General features: G+C 53.6%; 19 protein-coding genes and 1 pseudogene. 2 read left to right on the forward strand and 18 right to left on the reverse strand.

Going from position 1 to position 25,506, the window contains the following annotated elements; genetic code table 11:
• Nucleotides 1-1,022: 1,022 nt before the first annotated feature.
• The 9 genes and pseudogenes from QOL74_RS08620 to QOL74_RS08660 form a co-directional block, all read right to left on the reverse strand.
• Nucleotides 1,023-2,138 (reverse strand): annotated as a pseudogene (locus tag QOL74_RS08620) (DEAD/DEAH box helicase); the annotation flags it as partial.
• Nucleotides 2,139-2,305: 167 nt separating this feature from the next.
• Complete coding sequence (locus tag QOL74_RS08625; RefSeq protein ID WP_283409056.1) at nt 2,306-3,595, reverse strand: FMN-binding protein; 1,290 nt, start codon at nt 3,593-3,595, stop codon at nt 2,306-2,308.
• Between the two features lie 154 nt (nt 3,596-3,749).
• Nucleotides 3,750-4,445, reverse strand: a complete 696-nt coding sequence (locus QOL74_RS08630; RefSeq protein WP_283409057.1) for a response regulator transcription factor — start codon at nt 4,443-4,445, stop codon at nt 3,750-3,752.
• 5 nt (nt 4,446-4,450) lie between these two features.
• Nucleotides 4,451-5,842, reverse strand: coding sequence for a sensor histidine kinase (locus QOL74_RS08635; RefSeq protein WP_283409058.1), 1,392 nt, complete (start codon nt 5,840-5,842; stop codon nt 4,451-4,453).
• A gap of 37 nt (nt 5,843-5,879) precedes the next feature.
• Nucleotides 5,880-6,527 (reverse strand): HAD-IA family hydrolase, encoded by a 648-nt coding sequence (locus QOL74_RS08640; protein WP_283409059.1) that lies wholly within the window; start codon nt 6,525-6,527, stop codon nt 5,880-5,882.
• Between the two features lie 24 nt (nt 6,528-6,551).
• Nucleotides 6,552-7,151, reverse strand: a complete 600-nt coding sequence (locus QOL74_RS08645; RefSeq protein WP_283409060.1) for a 3'-5' exonuclease — start codon at nt 7,149-7,151, stop codon at nt 6,552-6,554.
• Complete coding sequence (locus tag QOL74_RS08650) at nt 7,132-9,960, reverse strand: PAS domain S-box protein (RefSeq protein ID WP_283409061.1); 2,829 nt, start codon at nt 9,958-9,960, stop codon at nt 7,132-7,134. The genes QOL74_RS08645 and QOL74_RS08650 overlap by 20 nt, the downstream gene beginning before the upstream one ends.
• A gap of 197 nt (nt 9,961-10,157) precedes the next feature.
• Complete coding sequence (gene cshA / locus QOL74_RS08655; RefSeq protein WP_283409062.1) at nt 10,158-11,720, reverse strand: degradosome RNA helicase CshA; 1,563 nt, start codon at nt 11,718-11,720, stop codon at nt 10,158-10,160.
• A gap of 357 nt (nt 11,721-12,077) precedes the next feature.
• Nucleotides 12,078-12,275, reverse strand: coding sequence for a cold shock domain-containing protein (locus tag QOL74_RS08660; protein ID WP_283409063.1), 198 nt, complete (start codon nt 12,273-12,275; stop codon nt 12,078-12,080).
• Nucleotides 12,276-12,742: 467 nt separating this feature from the next.
• Between QOL74_RS08660 and QOL74_RS08665 the strand changes: the two genes are divergently transcribed.
• Nucleotides 12,743-14,206, forward strand: a complete 1,464-nt coding sequence (locus QOL74_RS08665; protein ID WP_283409064.1) for a putative DNA modification/repair radical SAM protein — start codon at nt 12,743-12,745, stop codon at nt 14,204-14,206.
• Nucleotides 14,187-14,936: a TIGR03915 family putative DNA repair protein gene (locus tag QOL74_RS08670; protein ID WP_283409065.1), complete on the forward strand. Its 750-nt coding sequence runs from the start codon at nt 14,187-14,189 to the stop codon at nt 14,934-14,936. The genes QOL74_RS08665 and QOL74_RS08670 overlap by 20 nt, the downstream gene beginning before the upstream one ends.
• Before the next feature lie 85 nt (nt 14,937-15,021).
• On the opposite strand, the gene QOL74_RS08675 is transcribed toward QOL74_RS08670, so the two are convergent.
• The 9 genes from QOL74_RS08675 to QOL74_RS08715 all read right to left on the reverse strand — a co-directional run bounded on the left by QOL74_RS08675 (nt 15,022) and on the right by QOL74_RS08715 (nt 25,306).
• Nucleotides 15,022-16,626, reverse strand: coding sequence for a serine hydrolase (locus QOL74_RS08675; protein ID WP_283409066.1), 1,605 nt, complete (start codon nt 16,624-16,626; stop codon nt 15,022-15,024).
• 121 nt (nt 16,627-16,747) lie between these two features.
• Nucleotides 16,748-18,055, reverse strand: a complete 1,308-nt coding sequence (gene lysA / locus QOL74_RS08680) for a diaminopimelate decarboxylase (protein ID WP_283409067.1) — start codon at nt 18,053-18,055, stop codon at nt 16,748-16,750.
• A 74-nt stretch (nt 18,056-18,129) separates the two neighbouring features.
• On the reverse strand, nt 18,130-19,125 hold the full coding sequence (locus tag QOL74_RS08685) for an ABC transporter ATP-binding protein (protein ID WP_283409172.1): 996 nt from the start codon (nt 19,123-19,125) through the stop codon (nt 18,130-18,132).
• Between the two features lie 92 nt (nt 19,126-19,217).
• Nucleotides 19,218-20,201 carry an ABC transporter ATP-binding protein gene (locus QOL74_RS08690; protein WP_283409068.1) on the reverse strand — a complete coding sequence of 328 codons (984 nt, stop codon included), beginning with the start codon at nt 20,199-20,201 and terminating at the stop codon, nt 19,218-19,220.
• 17 nt (nt 20,202-20,218) lie between these two features.
• A complete protein-coding gene (locus QOL74_RS08695; protein WP_283409069.1) occupies nt 20,219-21,133 on the reverse strand; it encodes an ABC transporter permease in 915 nt (304 codons plus the stop codon).
• Between the two features lie 24 nt (nt 21,134-21,157).
• Nucleotides 21,158-22,078 carry a nickel ABC transporter permease gene (gene nikB / locus QOL74_RS08700; RefSeq protein WP_283409070.1) on the reverse strand — a complete coding sequence of 307 codons (921 nt, stop codon included), beginning with the start codon at nt 22,076-22,078 and terminating at the stop codon, nt 21,158-21,160.
• A 169-nt stretch (nt 22,079-22,247) separates the two neighbouring features.
• Nucleotides 22,248-23,828: an ABC transporter substrate-binding protein gene (locus tag QOL74_RS08705; RefSeq protein WP_283409071.1), complete on the reverse strand. Its 1,581-nt coding sequence runs from the start codon at nt 23,826-23,828 to the stop codon at nt 22,248-22,250.
• Nucleotides 23,829-23,990: 162 nt separating this feature from the next.
• On the reverse strand, nt 23,991-25,127 hold the full coding sequence (locus QOL74_RS08710; protein ID WP_283409072.1) for a dipeptide epimerase: 1,137 nt from the start codon (nt 25,125-25,127) through the stop codon (nt 23,991-23,993).
• Nucleotides 25,124-25,306, reverse strand: a complete 183-nt coding sequence (locus tag QOL74_RS08715) for a hypothetical protein (RefSeq protein WP_283409073.1) — start codon at nt 25,304-25,306, stop codon at nt 25,124-25,126. Before QOL74_RS08715 ends, QOL74_RS08710 begins: the two co-directional genes overlap by 4 nt.
• Nucleotides 25,307-25,506 lie beyond the last annotated feature (200 nt).

Below are 25,506 nucleotides of genomic sequence, written 5' to 3' on the forward strand. Positions count from 1 at the left end.
TGCCTCTTTTCCCAGCAAGCTTTTTCCCTAAACAGGTTCAGGCACCCACTGTCATCGCTGACGGGATGCTCGTTAATTCATAACTGAATTGTATCCTTTTAAGACTTTCTCAGCAAGTTATTTTATATTTCATCATCACGATACACCCAATCCCTTGCTCAGCAGATGCTTGCTTTCTTGCTCGCAAAAGGCCATTCCGGTGGAATCCGGAATGGCCTCAGACTGTAGATAAAGTAAGATGAAGACAAAGGATTTGGTAAAGGCCAGCCTTGGAAATCTTGTCAGTGTTTTTTCGAAAAGGAACGAAAACCGCCAGCGCCTGCTGTTTGAGCGCAGCGAGTTCAGGCGCTGTTTTCGAGACGTTCGACTAAAAACACACAAGATTGGAATCAGCTGGCCCGGCAAAGCCCTTTGTCTTCAACCTCAGGCCATTCCGATGATATCCGGAATGGCCTTTTCATAATCTTTGATAATTTGTTCAAAGTGGTACTTGACGCACCACTTTCTCTTTGTCACTATCTGGAACGGGCACTTCGCCGCTGTTTTCCACCAGAGCCATTTCCGTTGCCCTTTGGCCGAGATGTCCACGGTCCTTTTCCTTTACCTTTGCTTTGGCCCTGACCACCTGTACCCGCTGCTTTTGGGGTCCACTTTCCGCCTTCGCCACCGGGCTTGCCGTCTTTTGTTTTGTTTTGATCTGTCATCTTATTCTTATTCCTTTCAGCAGGCCTGCTTTTTTCTCCATCTTTGGTTCTGTCCCTTTTATCAAAGGCTTTGTTTTTATCTTTATCTCTGCCTCTGCCTTTGTCTCTGTCTCTATCTCTGTCTCTGTCTTTATCTCGATCTTTACCTTTGCCTTTGCCTTTATCAAAGGTGTTGCCCCGGTCTGTTTTTTTGCTTCCAGCGTTGCCGCGATTTTTTCCGGCATTTCCATCTTTCGATGTTTTCCCGGTTTTCGGCTGATGGCTCTGCTTTTCCTTTGTGTCTCTTGGATCTCTTTCTTCATGCCCAAATTTCAGCCCGATCTGCCGCTTGGGGAGGGTCATGCGAATGCCTTTTTCCACTTCATGAAGCACCTGACGGTCTCTGGGTGTTACGAAGGTAACTGCTGTGCCCACCTGCCCGGCACGACCGGTACGGCCAATGCGGTGAATGTAGTTATCCACATCCTGCACCATATCGTAATTGTAGATGTGGGTGATGCCTTCGATGTCCAGCCCCCGGGCCGCCACGTCTGTGGCTACCAACAGCTGAATTTCTGCTTTGCGAAAGGACTTCATCACTTTTTCCCGCTTGGCCTGGGTCAGATCACCGTGGAGCTCATCGGAGAGATAGCCCCAGGATTGCAACTCCTCATTGAGGGCGGCAGCCCGACGCCGGGTGCGGCAAAAGATGATGGCCATAAAGGGCGGGGATTCCCCCAGTATCTGGCAGAGGGCATCCTGTTTCTTCCGGTCGGTGGTTTCAATCACCAGCTGCTGAATTTCAGTCAGGGTGACGGTTTCGGTTTTGACGCTCACCTGCCGGGCCGATTGGGTAAACCGCCTGGCCAGCTTCTGAACGCCATCCGGTATGGTGGCGGAGAAGAGCATGGTTTGCCGATTGGGAGGTGTTTGGTTGATGATGGCTTCCACCTCAGGTAAAAAGCCCATGTGGAGCATCTGGTCTGCCTCATCCAGCACCAGCATGCGCAGGTCTGAAAGATCAAGGGTGCCCCGGCGCAGATGGTCCAGCAGCCGTCCGGGTGTTCCCACCACCAGGTGGATGTTTCCCTTCAGACGGTGAAGCTGCTTTTCCACATCCTGCCCGCCGTAGGCCGCCAGGAGATTGATACTGGTGGTTTCGGTGAGTTTCTTGGCTTCCTGGGTAATCTGAATGGCCAGTTCCCGGGTGGGGGTCACCACCAGGGCTTGTACCACACGCTGCTCAGGCTGGATCTTTTCCATGATGGGCAGCAGAAAGGCCAGGGTTTTGCCGGTGCCTGTCTGGGCACGGGCAATCACATCATCTCCCTGCAACAGCAGGGGGATGGCCGCTTCCTGAACCGGCGTCGGCTGGGTGATCTGTTGTTTTTCCAGTTGCTGAAGCCACTGGGGGTGCAGGCCCAAGGCCTGAAAAGTGGTTGCTTTGGTGGTCATGTTATTTCTCCTGTTCTAATGGTACCATTGGTCATTGACAGCCTTCATCATATACTGAAGCCCTTCAATGTGCAAGCTTCTTTCTCCATTTCTTTCTCACGGTCAGACTCAGACAGAAAAAGGCCGGAAGAAAAGGCTTCCGGCCGGGGTTATGGTGCTGTCAGGTTTTAGTAAATGCCTCTGTTCAGGCCATCCATGATGGCGGAGAACATTTTGTTTCCCCGAAGGGTCGCTCCACTGAAGGTATCCACATCTTCCACAAAATCACCAGGGGCGTGCAATTCAAATATGGTTGCCGCCGGTTTTCCTTCAAGGTAGGCTGCTGCCTGCTCATACTGTTGAAGAATACCGTGGAAGGGGTCTCCCGCTTCCGTCTCGTTATAGTCCACGCCGCCATAGGCCATGTGTCGGAAACGGATATCTGTGAGGTTGCCGTTTTCGATATTGAACTGGATGCTCACCTGCTGCTCACCGCTATCTTCATACGTTCCCCGATAACGGCCGTCAGGCGCATTGATGACGGTGTTGTAGCTGCCCGCTGGCTGATAGAGTCCTCTGTTCAGCGCGTCTTTCATGGCTGAAAATACTTTGTTCCCGCGAATGGTGGCTCCCGTAAAGGTATCCACATCTTCAATAAAGTCGCCGGGCGTATACAGGTCAAAGATCTGCTCCAGTTCCCTACCCTCCAGATAATCAACGATTTGTTCGTGCTGGCTTAAAATCCCATAAAAGGCATCACTTTCTTCCAAGGCACTAAAATCGGTGCCTCCATAGGCCAGGTGTCGGAAGCGCACGTCGCTGACGGTGTTGTTCGCCAGCTTGAACTGGATGCTCACCTGCATTTCTCCGGCGTCACTGTAAATACCCCGGTAGGTGCCATCGTCGTAACTGCCCATGGAACGGGTTACCCCATTGTCCGGACCGTAAACGCCCCGGTTCAGCGCGTCCTGAAACGCTGAGAAGATTTTATTACCGCGAATGGTGGCGCCTGTGAAGGTGTCCACATCTTCCACAAAATCACCGGGTGCATAAAGATCGTTGATGGCTGTCACCGGTTTACCTTCCAGATAATCTGCCACCTGTTCGTGCTGCAGTTTGATGCCGTGGAAGGGATCGTCCACTTCCAAAGCGTTATAATCGGTACCTGAATAAGACAGATGGCGGTATCGCACATCGCTGATGACACCTTCTGTCAGCCGAAACTGAACGCCTACCTGCATCACACCGGAATCATTATAATTGCCACGGTAGGTGCCGTCGTCATAGTCGCCGACAGCTTCAGCAGGTGATTCAACTTGGCTTTCTTCTGCCGCTTCAGCAGTTTCAGCTGGTTCTGTGGATGCTTCCCCACCCGTGGCTGGCGTCTCGGCCGGCGTAGTGCCGGTCTCGCCACATCCTGTGAGTAACAGCGCGGCTGTCAATAAAATGATCATTACCACTAATCCATATTTTTTCATGATCTGTTCCCCCTTCATTCAAATGGCATGAATTGTTAAATGTTCGACAAACGTTTTCATGCGTTCCTGATTTAAGGGTATCATAGTCGAGACTCCCTGCACATCTATGCATATGTCCCGTAGCTGGGCGAGATGTCCCTCTTATTTGATTTTGCTATTTGATTTCGCCGCCGGGCTTACTTTCACCGGCTGGAAAAGAATCCCGATATTGATGTTTCAGCCAATATGCGGCCGCTTCTGTCCTGTTGGACACTTTCAGTTTTTTGAAGATGGTGCTGATTCCGTTGCGGACCGATTTTTCTGAGATGTCCAGAACTGACGCAATTTCGTAGTTGGTATGGCCCTGACTGATGAGATTGATGATCTTTTCTTCCCGTTCTGTGAGCATTGACTCGGCTTCCGACGGTTTCACACGAATGCGGTCCAGCACGTAATCTGTAACAGCGGCATCCAGCACCGACTTGCCCTCATGAAGATCGTACAGGGCCCGCATGAGACTGTCGTGGTCCACGCTTTTCACCAAAAATCCGTCTGCTCCCGCCTTCACCGCCTCCAGAACCACATGGGGCTTTGCAAAGGCAGTCAGTATCAGCACCTTCAATGCAGGGTAGCGTCGTTTAATCTCCTGACAGGCCAAGATGCCGTCACCCTGGGCCAGTTGATAGTCAAGGATGATAATGTCCGGCAGGTTTTCTGACAGTCTTTCCAATGCCTGGGGCAGGTTTTCCGCCTCTCCCGTCACCTGAAAATCATCGTTCAGTTCAATGAGAAACCGCAGGCCTTCACGCACAATGCTGTGGTCATCAACAATCATCAGGCCGATGGGCTGCTTCACGTTGTCAGTTGCCATTGACATCATTCCTCCCATGGTATTTGCAGACTTACCAGCGTACCGGCGGTGGTGCTCTTTACCTCAAGAGAACCGCCGGCTTCACGGGCACGCTGACGCATGAGGGCAAGTCCTTTACCCTCTCCAGTTCCAGCTGTTGGCTGAAAGCCCTGTCCATTATCGCGAATCTGTATCACCAGCGTTGCCAGGGTCGCTTCCAGTGTGATTTGCACCTGGCTTGCGTCTGCGTGCTTCACAATGTTGCACAGCGCTTCCTGAAGGATGTAGTAGAGATGTGTTGATTGTTCAGGGCTGAATTTTCCCAGCTGGAGCGGTGGAATGCGACTGGCCAGGTGGATGTTTAGCCGGGTCATCTGCCGATATTCTTCCACCAGCCTGCGAATCTGTACCATCAGCGCTTCCGGCTCCATGAGTTCTGAATGGTCTTGATTCAACAGTTCTCTGACAATTTCCATGGATTCATTGATCCGATCCTGCACGTCAGTCAAAGGTTGTACCAGTGCAGGCGCTGACTGCTGTTTCAGTACATAAGACACTTTCAGCCCACTGGCATACAACTTTTGAATGATGCCGTCATGGAGGGTCATGCCGATGCGACGTCGTTCTTCGACTGCCGCCCGCTCCTGAACCATCTGGTGAATTTTAAAAGCAGCCTCTTCACGGAAAGCTTTCAATAAATGTGTCAGTCCCCACAGAATGAGCACGCCCAGACCTGCTTTGATGAGCTGTACCGGCATTCCTGTCACCTGCAGGAAAAGGGCATGGTTAATGAAGCTGGCAGGAAAAAAAGCCGCTTCCCGCACCACCAGCCCATCCAGCAACCCATAGAACAGAAAGGCAACAGACAGCAGCCGGGTATACAGCGCCTGCTTGTGGCGGTGCTTCTTTTTCAGCAGTCGGGCATCCCGGTGAAAAGCAGCGAAGGTGATGATACCCGCGGGCAAAGCCATGCCGTAGCGCATCACCAGCGTATTCAGCAGGCTTAAGTCGGCCGATCCAGAGATACCCCAGAATCGTAATTGCAGCACCCAGAGACCAGTGATCCACCCCGCAAAAAGAAGCCACGGAACCCAAAACCAGAAGCTGCCAATGCTTTTTTGATGCCACAGGACACGCATGCCAAAACGGAGAAAAAAGACAAAGGACAACACCTTCAAAAAACTGCGAATGACCACAGCGACTGGCACCAGATCCGAATAAAGACCTGTGAACAGCAGCATGGTCATCCATTCCGTCATTCCATGAATCACACCAAAAGCCGCCAAATCAGGCAGCGCATTGGCCAGGGAAAGATTGCTGATTTGCTCATCTTTTTGATGCAGCCATGCTGCCAAACCCATGGCAATAAAAGCAAATCCATAGAGTAGGTAATATATGATCGTTTCCTGAGGTCTCATCTGCCACACTTCCTTTTAAATCACACCATTCATTGCTTTATTTCAGTAGCGGGTGTTCCAGCCCATTGATGATGGAGACCACCTCTGCCGGGCTGTGGGCAACAAACTCCGGGCCGGCGGTTTTCACCAGTTCTTCGTGGTCAAAGCCGTAGGAAACCCAGATGATGGGTATACCCGCTCTTTTGCAGGCTTCAATGTCCCGCAGTTCGTCTCCCACATAAATCAGTTGCTCCGGCACCAGCTTTTCCTGTCTCATATACCGGCGAATGATTTTATCTTTCCCAAAGATGCGGTTGGAACCGATGATTTTGTGAAAAAGACTGATGTTATGATGTGCCATGTAGTTTTTGATGATTTCCGGATCATTGGAAGAAACCACCGTCAGGCGGCACCCGGCTTCGTGAAGCCGGTGAAGCATGTCGGGGATGCCTTCAAAAAACCGGAGTTCCTGCAGGCACTGTTTGTATTCCCGGTAAAACTCCAACGCCAGGGCAGGCAGTTTCACCATGGGCACCCCATAATGGCGGAACCGTTCCCGAATGGGCTTTCGCAGCAGATCATCCAGGTCTTCACTGTTCACCCGGGGATATCCCTTGCGGCGGCCAACGATATTCATGGCCTTCAGGCCGATTCCCAGCGAATCCACCAATGTGCCGTCAAAATCAAAGAGAAGGTGTTTTTCCATCCCACATCTTCCTTCCTGCTGTGGCTATGTCTGACATGATGCCTGGCCGGTTGCCTGTGCTGTTTTCAGGGCACGGTACACATGGGCGGTATAGATGGCATCATGAAGGGCTTTGTGAAAGCTGTTTTCCAGTTCAATACGAAAGTGCTCCACCGCTTTTTTCAGCCCCACCTGATGACCTTTGGGCATCTCCAAATGTCGCATGCACAGTTTTTGAATATCTAAATGTTGTTGAAACCAGTCAGTTTCCAATCGGTGAAACCGGCAGTTTCTTACCAGTTCCTGATGATCATCAATGCCCCAGGACCCCATCACCACTTCACCGGTACCCATCCATTCCCGAAATGCCTCTATGGCTTCGGGAAAGGGTATTCCATATTGCAGTTCTTCGGCAGTGATTTTTGTCTTTTGCCGGATTTTCGGATGCATTTTATGGTAGAGGGTGGGCTTGATCATCATCTGAAAGGTGTCTTCAATAGCCAGTTCCTCATTCAGCTTGACCGCACCAATTTCAATGATTTCCTGCGGGCATTCCGGATGGGCATCACCTTTCAGCAACCTGCGGGTCTGCCGGTCAATGCGAAACGCAGTATTAAATTCAAAATCATAGATTATCTGTGTCATTCCAACGCTCCTGATTACGTTTATTTCTTTTCACCAACGGCTCAAGTCCCTCAGTGACTTCTATCATGGCTTCTTCCATTTCTCTGAAAGCAGCAGGCAGATGGGTATGCTGCTGGTCAGCCAGCAGTTTTTCCATTTCCTGGGCTGTTTCGTGAAGGCGATATGCACTGATATTGCCGGCCATTCCCTTGATACGATGAGTCAGGAAACGGACATTGGTGAAGTTTTCTTCAGTGATGGCCTGACGCAGGGCATTCAACTCCTGGCAACGATGTTCATAAACATGTTCCAGAATCTGGATAAACACTTCACGGTCTCCCAGGAATCGTTCCAGCCCTTCTGCCACGTCAATGCCCGGTAGACTCTCCGGCAGAAGATCTGTCACTTGCATGGCATCAGCTACCGGAGTGGTTTCTTCTGCTGTTGCCCCGGTGATGTCGCCTTGCTTTTTAAGACCCCACCGAAGCAGTGTGTGGTACAATTGTTCCGGATCAATGGGTTTGGGCACATGATCATTCATACCCGCTGCCAGGCTTTCCTCACGGTTTCCACTCATGGCCTCTGCAGTCATGGCGATCACCGGCAGGTCTCTCCATTGATCATGCTGCCGTATTCGGCGCACTGCGGTCAACCCACTCATGCCTGGCATGCGAATATCCATCAGCACCAGATCATAAGAGTCTGTTTTAATCATTTCCAGTGCTTCATAACCGTTGGAAGCCACCGACACTGCAATTCCCCAGTTTTCCAAGATTCCCCTGGCTACCATCTGGTTGACCTCCTGGTCTTCCACCACCAGCACCCGTAGTTCTTCCAGACTTTCAGGCATTTCTTCGGGAGTGGTCATACCGACAGCTTCATTCGACGTCTCCGAGGCAGTGTCCAATGGCAGTGTTACACTGAACTGGAAGGTGCTCCCCTGTCCCGGTTCACTTTTCACCAACAGTTCTCCACCCATGAGATCTGCCAGGTGTCGGCAGATGGAAAGCCCCAGCCCCGTGCCTCCAAAGCGTCTGGTCGTGGATGTCTCCCCCTGGCGGAAGGGATCGAACAGATGCTTCATCTGGAGGGGTGTCATGCCAATCCCGGTGTCTTCAACGATGAATACCAGTTTTTCTTCACCAGACTTCAATGAGCCGCCGGTACGAACAGAGAGGCTGACGCTGCCGGTTTCTGTAAATTTGACGCCATTGCTCATTAAATTAATGAGCACTTGGCTGAGACGCACCGCGTCACCCTTCACTGTCCGAGGTACATCCGGTGCCATATGAAATTGAATGGCAAGACTTTTTTCCCGGGCCAGCGTTTCCACCACAGCCTTCACCTGTTCCACCAGGGCCTCCATGTCCACCGGTGCAGATTCCAGCTCCATTTTTCCTGCTTCAATTTTGGATAGGTCCAGCACATCATTGATGAGTTCCAGCAGGGCTTTGGCCGACTGGTCAATGCGATTGAGATAGGCAGCCTGTTGGGGTGTCAACTGGGTTTGAAGGGCCAGGTGTGTCATACCAATCACCGCATTCATGGGGTTGCGAATCTCATGGCTCATATTGGCAAGGTAGCGGGATTTGGCTTCATTTGCCTTTTGAGCTTCGTCACGGGCTTTCTTCAGCTCTTCTTCCACTGATTTGCGCTGGGTAATATCCATGAAAGTTCCAATCACCCGCGTTACCCGTCCTTTTTCAATCACCGGCTCTGCTGAAGTGCGGATCCAGATCTTGTCTCCTTTTCGGGTGGTGTAGGGAAGTTCCATATCGTAAGGTTTACCATCTTCCAGGCAGGCCTTAAAAGCAGCAGAAATGCGGGGAATATCATCCCGGTTGTAACCGGTGAGGCTCTGATCGATGTGTTCCGGCAAACCGACCGCCACTTCTCCAGGTTCCATGCCGTGCAGGCGGTAGGTTTGATCTGTCCAGTACATGGTCTGTTTTTCCACATCCCATTCCCAGGCACCGGTGCGGGTGATGGCTTGAGAAGCCCGCAGCAGGGCTTCACTCTTTCGAAGTGCTTCTTCTGTTTTGCGCTGTTCGGTGATATCCTCTTTGACAGCTATGAAATGGGTGATTTCTCCCGCTGTGTTAAAAATAGGAGAGATGTTGGCTTCTTCCCAGTAAAGCCCTCCCTCTTTTTTTCGATTGCAGAACCGTCCCCGCCAGTCTTGCCCGGCGGTAATGGTCTCCCATAACTTCCTGTATTCCTCAGATGATTTATCATCTGATTTCAGGATACGGGGATTTTTCCCCATTACTTCTTTCAGGGTATATCCGGTGGTACGGGAAAAGGCGGCATTGACGTACTCAATGCACCCTTCTTTATCGGTGATCACCACCATTGAGGCAGTTTGATCCATGGCAGCCGTCAGTTTGCGGGCAATTTCTTCGCTCTCTGCCAGCAGCCGCTCCATTTCTTTTCGGTCGGAGATATCCAGGCTGTATTCCACCACCTGGTCGATCTCTCCTGCTTCATTGTAGAGAGGGTGCGCATGTACTTCCACATCCACGGGGTTTCCCTGGTAGTCATAATGAACATGTTCCATGACGACCGCTTTTTTGCTGTTCATCACCGCCAGCAGAGCGCAGGGATGCTCTTTGGGGTCACAGGGGATATCGGTACCATGGGTCAGCTGGTGGCAAGTGATTTTCTCAGGAAGGTGCTCCCGTCCCGCCAATGCCGCCTCATTGGCCATGATCACCTGATAGTTGTTGGCATCGATCACATAGAAGGGATAATCCAGTCCATTGACGATCTTCTGAAAAAGCTTCAGTTGCTCCTTTTGCTCCATCCGTTCCGTCATGTTGGTTGTCTTCATGCCTTGTGCCTCCTCCGGCTGCCATCCCATTGTTCTGCTTTTCGCCGGCAGCTCCGACCTGCGAGATTGAAGATTTCTTTCAATTATACCATTTTCAGCCAAGTATTCCATTAAAACCGAAAAAACACACGGGAGGCTTTTAACGGCCATTTCCCGTGTGTTCGATTCATGAGTCAGCAGGTGAGAGCTGTGAATGATTACTCCCAGCGGGAACCACGGCTGCCGTCTTCCGGCTTCCGGCTGCGGGAATAATTTCCGTCACGCTGGCTGCGCTCGCTGCTCTTACCCTTGTAGCCACCAGTGCCAGTGCTTTTGCCTTTATAGCCGCCGGTGCTTTTACCCTTGTAGCCACCGCCGCCACTGCTGCCGCTGCTCTTGCCTTTGTAGCCGCCGCCGCTCTTACTGCCGCCCTTCCAGCTGCTTTGCTGGGTTTTTTTGGAGCGCAGGGGTGCATGCTCAGTGATGCTCACCGGGATTGTCACCGGTTCTTTGGTGATCATCTTCAGGGCTGCAGCCACCAACGCAGTGGAATCGTGCTCTTCCAATAATTGGCGGGAAGTTTCCTGATACTCCAGGTAGTCTTGCCGCTCAATGCTCTCCAGCAGCTTCTCCACAGCCGTCTGTTGCTGCCCCATCAGGGCATCGGTCAACGTGGGAGCCTGTCTTCGCTGAATCTTTTTACGAATGCTGGTTTCAATCAAACGCAGATGATCCATTTCACGGGAGGTGACAAAAGTGATGGCTTCTCCGGTTTTACCGGCGCGGCCGGTTCGACCCACCCGATGCACATAGCTTTCAGGGTCTTGGGGTATATCAAAGTTGTATACATGGGTCACCCCAGAAATATCCAGTCCCCTGGCTGCCACATCGGTGGCCACCAGAATATCCACACGGTTTTGCTTAAAGCGGCGCATCACCTGATCACGCCGGGACTGGGTCAGGTCGCCATGCAGTGCCTCAGCCGAATATCCCCGCTTTTGGAGGGCTTCAAAGACCTCATCCACCCGTTTTTTGGTGCGGCCAAACACAATAGCCAGTTCAGGCGAATGGATGTCCAGCATATTGCACAGAATGTCAAACTTCTTGCGCTCCAGCACTTCAATATAGCATTGATCGGTGAGATCCACCGTCATTTCCTTGGCTTCAATTTTCACCATTTCCGGTTCTTTCATGAACCGTTCGCCCAGTTTGCGGATGGGGGCCGGCATGGTGGCAGAGAACAGCAGCGTCTGACGCTCCTGGGGCACTTCTTTAAGAATCGCCTCAATGTCTTCGATAAAGCCCATGTTCAGCATTTCATCCGCTTCGTCAAGCACCACCATTTTAATGCCGTCAAGACGCAGGGTGCGGCGCCGGATATGATCCAGCAGACGTCCCGGCGTTCCTGAAACAATTTGGGGATTGGCCCGCAGGGCTTTGATTTGCCGGCCGATTTCCTGACCGCCATAAATGGGCAGGGCACGAATTCCCTTCACCTGACCAACGCGGTTCAGTTCTTCTGCCACCTGTACTGCCAGTTCACGGGTCGGTGCTACCACCAGCCCCTGCACATAGTTTTCATCCCGTGACAGCTTTTCAATCATGGGAATTCCAAAGGCCGCGGTTTTACCGGTACCTGTCTGGGCCTGTCCAATCACGTCTTTGCCTGTCATCAAGAGGGGAATGGTGGACTCCTGAATGGGAGTAGCCTCTTCAAATCCCATTTGTTTCAACGCTTGCAATATCTGGGCACTGACACCCAGTTCTTCAAATAATCTCATTAAATCAATTCATCTCCTTCGTCATTTTCCGTTTGCGCATACGATCCATTTTCATTGTGTGCCTACACTTCCATCACACACACTCCCACCCTGACTGGCTGGGAGGTCCCGGCAGCTTCTTTTCTGGTCATCAAGTGAGCCAGCGCTGCCATTAAGGGGGCCTGGCCAAAAATACAGCGGCAGCTTTTCATTCTTACCAGCGCTGCATTTTAAGCCGGTCCCCTTTGGAAGTGTCCTTGCGGCACTTCTCACTTCGCCGGCAAAGCCGGCGATTGATGAGTTCAGTAGTTGGTGAGTTGAGCTAAAAAAAAGGCAATTCCGAAAACCGGATTGCCTTTTTTCTCATGGTCTTTTATCTTACAGCTTTGTTACGTTAGCTGCTTGAGGTCCTCTGTTACCATCAACCACTTCGAATTCTACTTCTTGACCTTCGTCAAGAGTTTTGAACCCGTCGGTTTGGATAGCGGAGAAATGTACGAATACATCGTCACCGTCTTCTCTTTCGATAAAACCAAAACCTTTTTCTGCATTAAACCATTTTACTTTGCCAGTCATATGTTGGCCTCCTTTGTCTTTCCGTTAAAAGCAAAATCACGTCCAAACCGATTTGATGATACCCTGCAAAGAGAGGCCTTCAAATGATTGTGTTCTTTTACTTTTTAACTTCGTGTACAATCATAACATAATTTTTTAGGGAAAGCAAGCATCAATTTCACATTCATTTTTGATGCCCTGCGTCACCATCCACCCGCCTCCCTGAAATGACCGGCTTTTCACCACTCAACATCTTCCGGCAATCCTCCCCGACGAGGCAGCGCGTCCTGTCTTCTGCAGAAAATAAGGGAGATACCTGGGCAGTCTCAACCAGTAAGACGGTCATCCACGAACAAGGCAAGTTCGCACTTTGCAAACATTCACTTTTAACTATTCACGCAATGTGATATACTATTCTTAACCATTTGCCTACTTTATACGTCGGCATATATCATCACTCACTGTACCCATCTCTTGGGGGGGTTCTCATGCAGCTATCCGAAAAGCTCAACATTCTGGCCGAGAGTGCCAAATATGATGTTTCCTGTTCTTCCAGCGGCAGCCGGCGAAAAAACACGCCCGGCGGCATCGGCAACGCAGCCGCTGCGGGCATCTGCCACAGCTGGTCTGATGATGGCCGCTGCATTTCCCTGCTGAAGATTCTCATGACCAATGACTGTCTGTACGACTGTGCCTATTGTGTCAACCGCCGTTCCAACGACATTCCCCGGGCCAGCTTTACTCCCCGGGAGCTGGCCGACCTGACCATTGCCTTTTACCTGCGCAACTACATAGAAGGACTCTTTCTCAGTGCAGCCATTCGCCATTCTCCGGACAAAACAATGGAAGACATGGTGGAAATGCTGCGGCTGCTGCGGGAGGAACACCGCTTCAACGGCTATATTCATGTGAAGGCCATTCCCGGAGCCGACCCCCTGCTCATTGCCCAGGCCGGACGCCTGGCAGACCGGATGAGCGTCAACATTGAACTGCCGTCAGAGCGAAGCCTGCACCTGCTGGCTCCCCAGAAAAAGCGGGAGAATATTCTGCTGCCCATGGGGCAAATCTGCCAGGGCATTTTACAACGCCGGGAGGAAAAACGGCGTTACCGGCAAGCTTCCGATTTTGTGCCCGCAGGTCAGAGCACCCAGCTGATGATCGGCGCTTCTCCTGAAACTGACCGGCAAATCCTCCGCCTCTCCCAGGGGCTTTACCGGAAATTTCAAATGAAGCGGGTGTATTACTCTGCCTACATGGCAGTGAACACCTCTTCGCTGCTGCCGGTACCCGGCGGACCACCTCCCATGCTGCGGGAGCACCGCCTGTACCAGGCAGACTGGCTGCTGAGGTTCTACCATTTTGATGCTGAAGAACTTCTTCAGGATGAAGCCCCTCAGCTGGACCTGCTGCTGGACCCCAAGTGCATGTGGGCCCTGCGGAACCCTGAAATCTTCCCCATTGAAATCAACCGGGCCGACTACCAGGCCCTGCTGCGCATTCCCGGCATCGGCCCCACCAGCGCCCGACGCATCATTTCCTCCCGCCGTTACGGCCCCCTCACCTTTGACAGCCTGAAACGCACCGGCGCCGTGCTGAAGCGGGCCCGGTACTTCATCACCTGCCAGGGGAAGTATGCCGGCGGTCGTGATTTTGACCCCCGGCGGATCCACGGCCTCCTCACCGCAGAAGAAACCTTTGCCCAGCAGGGGTATCAGGGTATTCAGCTTTCGCTGGAAGACCTGCTTCACCAGGAAACACCAGCCACCACCGAAAAAAAATCGCCATCAGTGATACTCAGCCGGTTCAATGACCTTCCCAGTGTCACCAGTGCCATTCTGTCACCCCTGCCGGTCACCGACTCCCCACCACCTGCCAGTGGGCCGGCCTTGAAAAGTCCGCTGATGTTACCCGTAAAAGGAGGGCTCCTTTCCCATGAAGGTTTTTCTCTATGACGGCACTTTTGAAGGGCTTCTCTCCGCCCTCTATCTGGGCCTGCGGGCTGGCACCGATGACCTTCGCATTGAAGCCGAAGACGCTCACCAACCCGCTCTTTTTGATGAACCCATCTTTCATCCCACCGATGAGGCCCTGGCCGACCGGCTGTTTGCCCTCATCCGCCAGGAAATGTCTCCCATGACCCTGCGGCATGTGTACCGTCTTCACCTGTCGGAAAAGCCTGATGCCGGCACCTTGCTGCTCCCCTTTCTCCAGTTGGGCTTTCGCATTGGGCCGGGAATCAACGGACTCGTGACCCATCCCCAAGTGCATCCGGTATTGACCATGAGCCGGCAGGTTAGCCGGGAAAGCCACCGCCTGCTGGGCCTCCTCCGGTTTCAGGAACTGAAGGGCGGCCTGCTCTATGCCCGCTACGAGCCTGATTTTCATCAGACACCCCTCATTGCCCCCCACTTTTCTCAGCGCATGAGCTCCCACCCCTGGATCATTCACGACCTGCGCCGGGAGCTGGCCGCCTGCTGGGATACCCGTCAGTGGGTGCTGCGGGATCTTCCGGCAGCTGAAACCCCTGATATTTCCAGCGATGAACAGGAACTGCAGCAGCTCTGGCAGGCCTACTTTCAGCACATTGCCATCCGCCAGCGGGCCAACCCCACCGTACAGCGGAGTTTTATGCCGAAAAAATACTGGAAGCATCTGGTGGAGAAACCAGGGACAATGTCATGAAAAACCTTCTGATGATCATTGAACTGACATGAAAGGCCGGAGACTCACCAAGTCTCCGGCCTTTTGCAATCACTGATGCAGTTCTTTACCTGAATATGGTCCCCGCACCGGTGATGCTTTCTTTCAGCGGCCCGTCGTAGTCGCTGTCACCGGGGTTCAGGCTGTTGATGACCACGCCGTTGGCAGAAGCCCGGGAGTGGATGTATTTTCCCTCTCCCAGATACATGGCAATGTGACCGGGGAAGAAAATTAAATCTGCCGGCTGAATGGCCTCCATGGGAATGGGTTTCAGGTATTCTTCTTTCATGACGGCATCCCGGTAGATTACCAGGCCATTGAGCAAATAGGCCATGGAGCAGAGACCGGAACAGTCGATGCCCAGAGAGGTGCGGCCGCCCCACCGGTACTGGGTGCCCCCATAGGCCAGCGCCGTTTCCATCAGCTTGCGCCGCAGAGCAGCCGCTTCTTCGCCCCCCGGGGTGGTGCCCGGCGGCAGCAACGGCTTCATGGGGCTGATAAAGGCAGTGCGTACCCAGCCGGTTTCTCCCGCAGGAAGCATCACCTCTGACCAGTCTTCCGATACCCGCCCCGTCAACTGCACCCGACTGCCCCGGGTGAGGGTTTGGATCACGTGGTACTGGTATTTGGGGCCGGCCATCACGTCTGCCAGGGGATGCATGATCAGGTGCCCGGCCAGGGTCTGCCACCGGTCTGCCCGGTTTTCATCCATCACCAGCTGCGTTTCATGAAGGTAGCCTTCATAGCCGTAGTCGGTGCGAATATGATGCCAGCCGCCTCCCATGCTCCGCAGTCGGGTGACCACCATACCGCTGATGGCCTCATCAGCCATTTCGCTCTGAAAATGGGGATGCAGCTGAATGGGGGCGGTGGTGGGCGCGACCACCGCCAGGGCAGGGGCAGCGGCGGTCATGTGATGATACACCAGCCGGGAAATATGCCCAATGAGGCGCCTGGCCTCCAGGTTATCCACTGCTTCATTTACAAAAACTCCGATGAGGTACTGTTGATCCGACAGACTCACCAGCCCTACATCGTGGTTCAGCGTGGGCAGTTCGCCGGTTTTGTGAGCCACCTTTACTTTCTTGGGCAGGTAGCGGCGCAGGGAATCCCGATCCTGCTGGTTCTCCAAGAAAGTGAGCATCAGCCGGCACAGAGCGGGGGTGGCCAGTTTTTCCTGAAGAATCAGTTCCAGCAGGGTCACCATATCACCTGAAGTGGTCAGGTTTTGCCGCCCCTGACGGGCCGATTCAAAGTCCATCATTTTTCGCTGCAGGCGGGTGTTTTTCAGTCCCAGGGCTGCCGCCAGGCCGTTGATCCGTTCCATTCCCAAAAGATCCATGAGTACGTTGGTGGCAGTGTTGTCACTGACAGTGATCATCAACTGCACCAGGTCCTGGTATTGGTAACTGCCGGCGGCCAGATCGGTTACCAGGCTGTAGGCCACCTGCTCTGCCGGCAGAATTTCAATGGACTGATCAAGGGCAAACCGTCCTTCTGCCACCTGGTTCATGGCCTCTGCCATGATGAGCAGCTTGATAATACTGGCTGAAGGCATGGGTTGATGGTCATTCAGCTGCATCACCCACTGCCCCCGACTCACATCTTTCACCGTCACCGCCACCTGGGCGTTGGTTTTTTGCAGCAGGGAATGGATCTGTTGTGTCAGCATGATTGTCCTCCCTATTTCTTCAGATTTGACTTGATTTTTTGTTCAGCTTGGGTGCGCTTTAAGTTCATTCGCATTAAGTTCATTCCCAGTTCATTTTGTTTTAATGCTGATTTCATACTGATTATAGTGACCCATTGGCAATTTCCTCTGCCCGTCGTTCCCGCATCAGCAGATCTTCCCGGGTTTCCCGGTCCACCATGAGGCGGGCCTGATCTCCGGTGAGAAGCACCACGGCCGGTCGGGGAAGGCGATTGTAGTTGTTGGCCATGGATTCGTTATAGGCACCGGTACTGAGCACCGCCAGCACATCTCCCCGTTCCAGGGGCGGGGTTTTTAGATCCCAGATGAGAATATCACCGGTTTCACAACACTTGCCCGCCACGGTGACGGTTTCACTGCAGGGCCGATCAATCTTGTTGGCAACCACCGCTCCATAAACGGCACCGTAAAGAGCCGGGCGGATATTGTCGGGCAAACCGCCGTCCACACTCACATAGGTGCGCACTCCGGGAATGGTTTTCACCGCTCCCACAGTGTAGAGGGTAATGCCCGCTTCTCCCACAATCCACCGGCCCGGCTCAATGGTGACCTGCGGAACCGGCAGGTTCAGTCTGTCGGCGCAGGCACTCACCGTGGCCATGATGGCATCGGTATAATAGGAGGCAGGATGCGGGCTGTCTTCGGTGGTGTATTGAATGCCATAGCCACCGCCGGTATTCAGTTCCCGCACAGTCAGCCCCAGGTTTTCCTGCAGCTGGCGGCACAGGGTCATCACCCGTTCCACGGCTGCCACATACACTTCCTGCTCAAAAAGATTGGAACCAATGTGAAAGTGGAAGCCCGCCAGATCGAGGTGAGGGCTCTCCACAGCTTTTTTGACGGCGGCTTCAATGATTTCGGGTGCCAGGGGAATGCCAAACTTGGTATCCTTCTGGCCGGTCATGATGTGCCGGTGAGTTTTGCCTTCCACCTCCGGCACCACCCGCAGCTGAATGGTCATGGTGGCACCTGCTGCCGCAGCCGCCGCTTCCAGCATGTCAATTTCTTCAGGATGATCCACCACCACCCGGCCCACCCGGTGGCTCACTGCCATTTCCAGCTCTTCCAGACTTTTATTGTTGCCGTGGAAAATCACCCGTTCCATGGGAAAACCAGCCTGTACCGCCGTGTATAGCTCGCCGCCGGAAACCACATCCAGGTAAAACCCTTCACTTTCGATGATGCGGCACATGGCCATGGAAAGAAAGGCCTTGCTGGCATAGGCGGCCCGGCTGCCGGGATACTGATCGAGAAAATCTGTTTTCACCTGCCGGCACCGCTGCCGAATCAGGTCTTCTGACACCACGTAAAGGGGTGTTCCGTAAGCACCGGCCAGCTTCACCACGTCCTGGCCAGCAAAATGGAAATGATTGCTCGCTTGATTGTTCATTGAAACCGCTCCTCACACTGCGGCCTGAGCCGCTTCCTTCTGATACTGATTCTAATCTGATGCCCATGCTGGTTCTAATGCTGGTTTTCTTCAGGCTTCCCCCGGTGCTGCTGTTCAGCGGGGTACAGGTGACAGGCCACATAGTGATTCGGCTCCGGCTCTGTCATCACGGGGATCTCCTGAGAGCAGATCGGCATGCACTGGGGGCAGCGGGTGTGGAACACGCAGCCCTTGGGGGGATTACTGGGACTGGGCACGTCTCCTTTCAGCACTGCCTTCACCGCCGTATGGTCCGGATCGGCCACAGGAATGGCAGACAACAGGGCTTGGGTGTAAGGGTGCAGGGGATTCTCAAAAAGACGGTCCGTTTCCGACAGTTCCGCCAATCTTCCCAGATACATAACCCCCACCCGGTCGGAAATATGCTTCACCACCGACAGGTCATGGGCGATGAAGAGGTAGGTGAGTCCCAGTTCTGCCTGCAGGTCTTTCAACAGGTTTAGAATCTGGCTCTGAATGGAGACATCAAGGGCACTCACCGGCTCGTCACAGATGATCATGCGAGGGTTGAGGCACAGGGCCCGGGCAATACCGATGCGTTGCCGCTGGCCGCCGCTGAACTCGTGGGGATACCGGCCGATGTGGTAATCAGATAATCCCACCATCTCCATCAGCTGCCGGATGCGCTGCTGCACACCCTCGCCGGAGGCCAGCTGGTGATAAGTGATGATTTCTGTCAACATGTCTCCCACCGTCTGCCGGGGGTTCAGAGAACCGTAGGGATCCTGAAAAATAATCTGTACTTCTTTACGATACGCCTTCATTTCACTTTTGGAAAGAGCAAAAATATTTTTTCCCCGAAAAAGTACTTCCCCGTCGGTGTGAGACACCAGGCGCATGATGGTTTTCCCCGTGGTGGTTTTGCCGCAGCCCGACTCACCCACCAGCCCCAGGGTTTCCCCCTCCTTAATGTCAAAGCTCACATCGTCAACAGCCTTCACATGACCCACCACCCGGGAGAGAACGCCCCCCTTGATGGGATAGTATTTCTTCAGATGAGACACTTTCATGATGGTTTCGCCAGTGGCCTTTGGGGTTGGATCATTGGTTTGCTGATCTGTTCTGGATTGCTGATCTGTTTTCATCATTTCTCCGTCTGGATTCACTGGGCCACCTCCTTCCCATGGCGGGGATAGAAACACCGCACCTCATGGCCCGGCGCCACTTCCAGCAAGGCTGGTTCTGCTTCACGGCACCTGTCGGTGGCAAATTCGCACCGGTTGTTGAACTTGCACCCCTTGGGGGCATTCAGGGGATTGGGAACCACTCCCTTGATTTCGTAGAGGCGCTGTTCTTTTTCATGGAGTTTGGGAATGGAACGGATGAGGCCTTCGGTATAGGGGTGCCCCGGCTCACGGAAAATCTGGCGCACGGGGGCCGTTTCCACCACCCGGCCGGCGTACATCACAATCACCCGCTGGCACATCTCTGCCACCACTGCCAGATCATGGGTGATCATCATAATAGAGGTGGAAAGCTGCTCCTTCAGATCCTTCATCAGTTCCAGGATCTGGGCCTGAATGGTGACATCCAGGGCGGTGGTGGGTTCGTCGGCAATAAGAAGCTTGGGATTGCAGGTGAGGGCCATGGCAATCATCGCCCGCTGCTGCATGCCGCCGCTCAACTGGTGGGGGTATTCCGCCACCCGCTTTTCCGGTGAAGAAATGCCCACCAGGGCCAGGTATTCAACGGCCGTCTGCCAGGCCTGCTTTCGGCTCATTCCCTGATGAAGGCGCAGGGGTTCACACAGCTGGTTACCGATGGTGTACACCGGGTTCAGGGAAGTCATGGGCTCCTGAAAAATCATGGAAATCTCATTGCCCCGTATACGGCGCATCTCCCGCTCCGACAGCTTGGTCAGATCTTTGCCGTCAAAGCGGATTTCCCCCTTCACTTTTCCAGGGTGAGCCACCAGGCCCATGATGGACAGGGAGGTGACACTTTTGCCACAGCCCGACTCGCCCACCACGCCCACGGTTTCTTTTTGATCGATGTAAAAGCTGACTTGATCCACTGCCCGCACCACGCCGTCGGGGGTGCTGAACTCAGTGGTCAGATCTTTCAGTTCCAATAAATGCGTCTGCATGTCAACCCCTCCTCCAGCTATTCTTTCATGCGGGGATCCAGCACGTCCCGCAACCCGTCGCCCAGCAGGTTAAAACCCAGCACCACAATCATCACCGCCAGCCCGGGAAAGGTGACTCCCCACCAGGCTGTGCGCATGTACTGGCGTTCCAGGGACATTTGAAAGCCCCAGGTGGCCTGCTCTGAAGTGGCTCCCAGGCCAAGGAAGCTGAGGCCGGCTTCAGCGATGATGGGATTGGCAATTCCCATGGTGGCGTACACAATGATGGTGGCCAGGCAGTTGGGAAGAATGTGTTTAAACATAATCTTGGCGTCATGAAATCCCAGTCCCCGGGCCGCCTGCACATATTCCCGCTCTTTCAGGGAAATCACTTCACTGCGCACCAGCCGGGCAAAGGTGGGCCACCCGGCAAAGGAAAGGGCAAAAATCACATTTTCGATCCCCTGTCCCCGCACCGCCATGATGGCCATGGCGAGAATGATGCCGGGAAAAGCGATGAAGGCATCCACCAGCCGCATCATCACGGCTTCAATTTTTCCGCCGTAGTAGCCGGCCACCAGGCCCACCACCACGCCGATGGCCGCCTGAATGGTGACCACGCTGACGCCGACAAAAAGGGAGATGCGGGCCCCATAAATAATGCGGCTCAGTACATCCCGTCCGAAAAAGTCGGTGCCCAGCAGGTGTTCGCCCCCGGGGGCCTGATGAGCGTTGCGGATGTTTTGGGCAAAGGGATCAAAGGGGGTGAGCTGCCGCCCGAAGATGGCCAGGAGCAGGAACAGAATCACAATCACCAGCCCAAAAATGGCGGTGGGATTCTTCTTGAACCGGCGCAGGGCGTCATCCCGAAAGCTGGTACTGCGTTGAATGGTGACTTCAGCAGGCATCACCGGCGGTTCAGGTATGGGTGATTGCAGATTGGATGATGACATGGACGTTTCCCTCCCGTCGGTTCATTAGTCGTAACGGATTCGAGGTTCCAGGAATCCGTAGAGAATATCTGTGATGAGATTAATGAGGATAAAAATCATGGCGAAAATGAACAGATTGCCCATGATCATGGGGTAGTCCCTGGCCAGCAGCCGGGTATAGGCAAAACGGCCGATGCCCGGATAGGCGAAGATACTTTCCACGATCACCGAGCCGCCCAGCCGCGAACCCAGCTGCACCCCGATCACTGTGACCACCGGCAGCATGGCATTTTTCAGGGCGTGTTTGTAGATCACCAGCTGGCGGCGCAATCCCTTGGCCCGGGCGGTGCGAATATAATCCTGCTTCATCACCTCCAGCATGCTGGAACGGGTGAGGCGGGTGATGATGCCCGCTCCCGGCATTCCCAGGGCAATGGCAGGCATGATGAGATGGGCCAGGGTGCCGGAGCCGCTGGCGGGAAGCATGCGCAAAGAGTAGGAAAAGATGAGCATCAGCATCAGTCCCATCCAGAAGTTGGGCATGGAAATGCCCAGCAGGGCAAACACCCGGGCAAAAGAGTCGGCAAAGGTGTTTTGCTTCACCGCTGATAAAATACCCACGGGAACGCCAATTCCAATGGATACGATGAAGGAAGCCATCACCAGCTTCATGGTGGCGGGCAGCCGCTGAATCAGGGTGGAAAAGACAGGGCGGCCATCCTGAAGGGAGTAGCCCATGTCGCCTCTCATAATGCCGCTGACCCATTTGGTGTATTGCTTGTAAATGGGTTCATTCAGCCCCATGGCTTCCCGAATGGCCTCCACCTGTTCGGCGGTGGCGTCTTCTCCCGCCCGCATGAGGGCCGGGTCTCCCGGCACCAGATGCACCAGGGAAAAGGTGAGCACCGTCACCAGAAAAATTACCGGAATGGCCTGGAGCAGTCGTTTCATGATGTAAATATGCATGGTAACACTCCTTACGGAATGATTTTTTCAGAGAAAAGGAGCAGGGTGGCGTTCACGCCTGCTCCCACAGCAGTTCATTCATGAATTTCTTTCGTGTACCCTGGTTCTGTATCTTGGTTCTGTATCTTGGTTCTGAACCTTGGTTCTGTGCTTTAATCAGAAGCACATGCTACTGCTTCCAGTAAGCATCTTTCAGATTTCGGCTGCGCACCACAAAGTTGTAATCAAACTCGAAGTCTGCATCCCAGGCCATCCACATCTGGCTGTTGCGCAGAGGTACATTGTAGGCGTCTTCTGTCATGATTCGTTGCGCTTCTGAGTAAAGGGCTTTACGGGCGTCCTGGTCACCAATGATCTGAACAGCCTCTTCCACCAGCCGGTTGACTTCGGGATGATTGTAGGCGGTGGTGCCGGTGCCGTTGATGAAGCGGCTCATGAAATCATGGGGATCATACATACCGGTGGAACCCATGTGATACAGCTGGAAATCGCCGTCAAGAATTTTTGCCAGGGCTGAGCTGAATTCCATGGTTTCCAGCACCAGTTCAATGCCCACATCGCCGTAGAAACTACGGGCCAGCTCACCAAACTCGATATTTTCAGTGCTGTTGGACATGGTCACCGTCAGGGTGAGGCCGTCACCGTAACCGGCTTCCTCCAACAGTTGTTTTGCCTTTTCGGGGTTGTATTCGTACTTGTAGGTGGCTTCATCGTCGTAGGCCCAGGTGCCGGCAATAATGGGGTTGTGCATCACAGAGGCGGTGGGCCATACGTGCTTCACAATGGCCTCTTTGTCAAGGGCATAGTTCAGCGCCTGACGAATACGCACGTCATTGAGCACGTCACTGCCTGCGTAAGCATGATTGATGGCCAGCGGGAAATAATTCAGCGTCTGAGACATCACCAGGGTGAAATCAGGGTCTTCAATGAGGGTGTCAATTTCACGTTCCGGGGGATAGGTGAAGTCAATGTTCCCTGCCAGCAGCTCGGCAAACCGGGTCTCCCCTTCAGGGATCTCACGGCGAAGGATGGTTTCCAGAATGGCCGGGCCTTCAAAATAGTCGTCGTAACGTTCCAGCAAAATGAAGTCGTTGGGAATCCATTCCACCAGCTTGAAGGGGCCACTGCCCACCGGTTGGAAAGCAAAGGTGCCCTGACCGTCTTCATAAGGCTCGGCAGGCGCCAGGTGCCGGGGAACGATGAACCGGCGCAGGCTGGTCCAGGCGGCAGCGTTGGGTGTTTCTGTGGTGAATTTCACCGTGTAGTCATCCAGCGCTTCCACTGTGGACACATGGGTACGGGTACGGTGAGGAGAACCAAAATCTTCGTTCAGAATTGTTTCATAAGTGAACACCACGTCGTGGGCTGTCAACGGTTCGCCATCATGCCAGGTAACATCCTCCCGCAGGGTAAAAATATAGGTCAGGTCGTCAGGGGTTTCCATTCCTGTGGCCAGGTCAAACTGCATTTCCAGATTCTCATCAGGGTAGATGAGCGAGTTGAACACCAGCTCCAGCACTTCTTCCGCATATGAAGAGGTGGTGAGGCGGGGGTCCAGGGAATCCGGGTCTTGCATGGCACCCCAGATCAGGTCGGTGCGGGCACCCGGTGCAGCACCCGGTGCCGGAGCAGCTTCTCCGTTGCCGCTCTCTGGTGCGGGCGCGGGATCAGAAGAACCGCAGGCACTGAGGGCCACCATGGAAATAATCAGTATCACGGTCAACATCCATAACAGGCTTTTTTTGTTCAATTCAATTCCTCCCTTTGTCTGTTTACTGTTTGTTGCCCTGCTGTATTGAGAGGCATCCCCTCCCTTCGTTTTCCCTTGCTTCCGCTCATGGGCATCTGTTCAGCGTCTGCCGGTACCGCCTTTGGTCTCGGCAGGGCCATGCCCGGGATACGGTGCGTTCGCCTACATCTTCTTTTGCGGTGTTGCCGAAAAGCTGCTGAAAGGCTGCGAAATATATTGGTCAAAGGTTGGTCCCGGAACAATGCCCAGACCCGCCTCTTTGCTCATGGTAATGGCGGCGTGATCAAAGACCGGCCCACCCTGCCAGGGGTCGTCGGCGCAGAGGCCGGGGCCGTCGAGATCACAGCGGGTAATGATGTTTCTGCCTGCCGCCACATGTGCGGCAGCCGCCACACTCAGGCGGCTCTCCAGCATGCATCCCATCATGCATTCCATGCCGTAGATTTCTGCCAGCGCACAAATTTTCAACGCCTGATGGATACCTCCGGTTTTCATCAGCTTAATATTGATCAGGTCTGCCGCCCGCTCCTGCATGATTCGCAGGGCATCCAGGGGAGAAAAAACACTTTCATCTGCCAGAATGAGCGTCTCCACCTGCTGGGTGACATACTTCAGACCTTCCAGATCACCGGCTTTCACCGGCTGTTCCACCAGCTCAATACCCAGATCGGCCTCTTCCATCTGCCGAATCAGCTTCACTGCCTCCCGGGGTGTCCAGCCCTGATTGGCATCCAGCCGCAGGGTCACCCCGTCTCCCAGGGTCTGTCGAAGGGCTTTGATGCGTTTCAGATCTTGCTGCGGGTCTTTTCCCACCTTGATTTTAAGGGTACTGTAGCCCAATAAGACCGCCTGCCGGGCGTCTTCCGCCATTTCTGCCGAATCATTGACACTGATGGTCAAATCAGTGGCCAGTGTCTGACGGGCTCCGCCCAGCAGCCGGAACAAGGGAGCCTGATGATAACGGGCAAAGAGGTCATACAGCGCCATGTCCACTGCCGCCTTGGCACTGGTGTTCCCCACCAGTGCCGTGTGCAGCCGTTCCATAATGGTTTCCAGCTCCACCACCGGCAGTCCCAGCAATCGGGGCTTGATATGCCCCAGAATCGCCCCTTCAATACCCTCCCGGGTATCACCTGTGATGACAGCCGTGGGCGGTGCTTCTCCATAGCCGATGTCACCGGTATCGGTGTGGATGGTGATGAGGATGTCTTCCACCGCCTCAACAGTGCGCAGGGCAGTTTTGAAGGGTTTTTTCAGCGGAATGCGAAGGCGCTTAACTTGAATGTCAGTGATTTTCACAGGGTCACTCCTTTATGAAGAAGCTGTTCATTAATCTCACTAATAAAGAAGCTGTTCACTGTCAGAAAACAGTTCAACCGGCCGGCGAGATTCCTCAGGGAACTTTCAAGACTGCTCCTGAGAATCGCGGCACTGCATGCTTCAATGATTAATACTGCTATTAATACTGCAATAATCATGCCAAGAATCTCCCGGCATGATTCGACAGCCGCTTTTCATCGGCTCCACACTGGCAAGCCGTTGTCTTTCCAGCCTTTCAGGATTTCTTTAAGCAGAATGGCTCATGGCCGCACCCGCCACAGCGGCCATTCATCCCAGTGCTATTTTCCGTTTTTCCGAACTCTTATGCCGACGGTTCATCAATCAACGTCTTGAATGT

Origin of the sequence: Anoxynatronum buryatiense, from assembly GCF_900182905.1 — a bacterium.
Classification (GTDB): Bacteria; Bacillota; Clostridia; order Peptostreptococcales; family Tindalliaceae; genus Anoxynatronum; species Anoxynatronum buryatiense.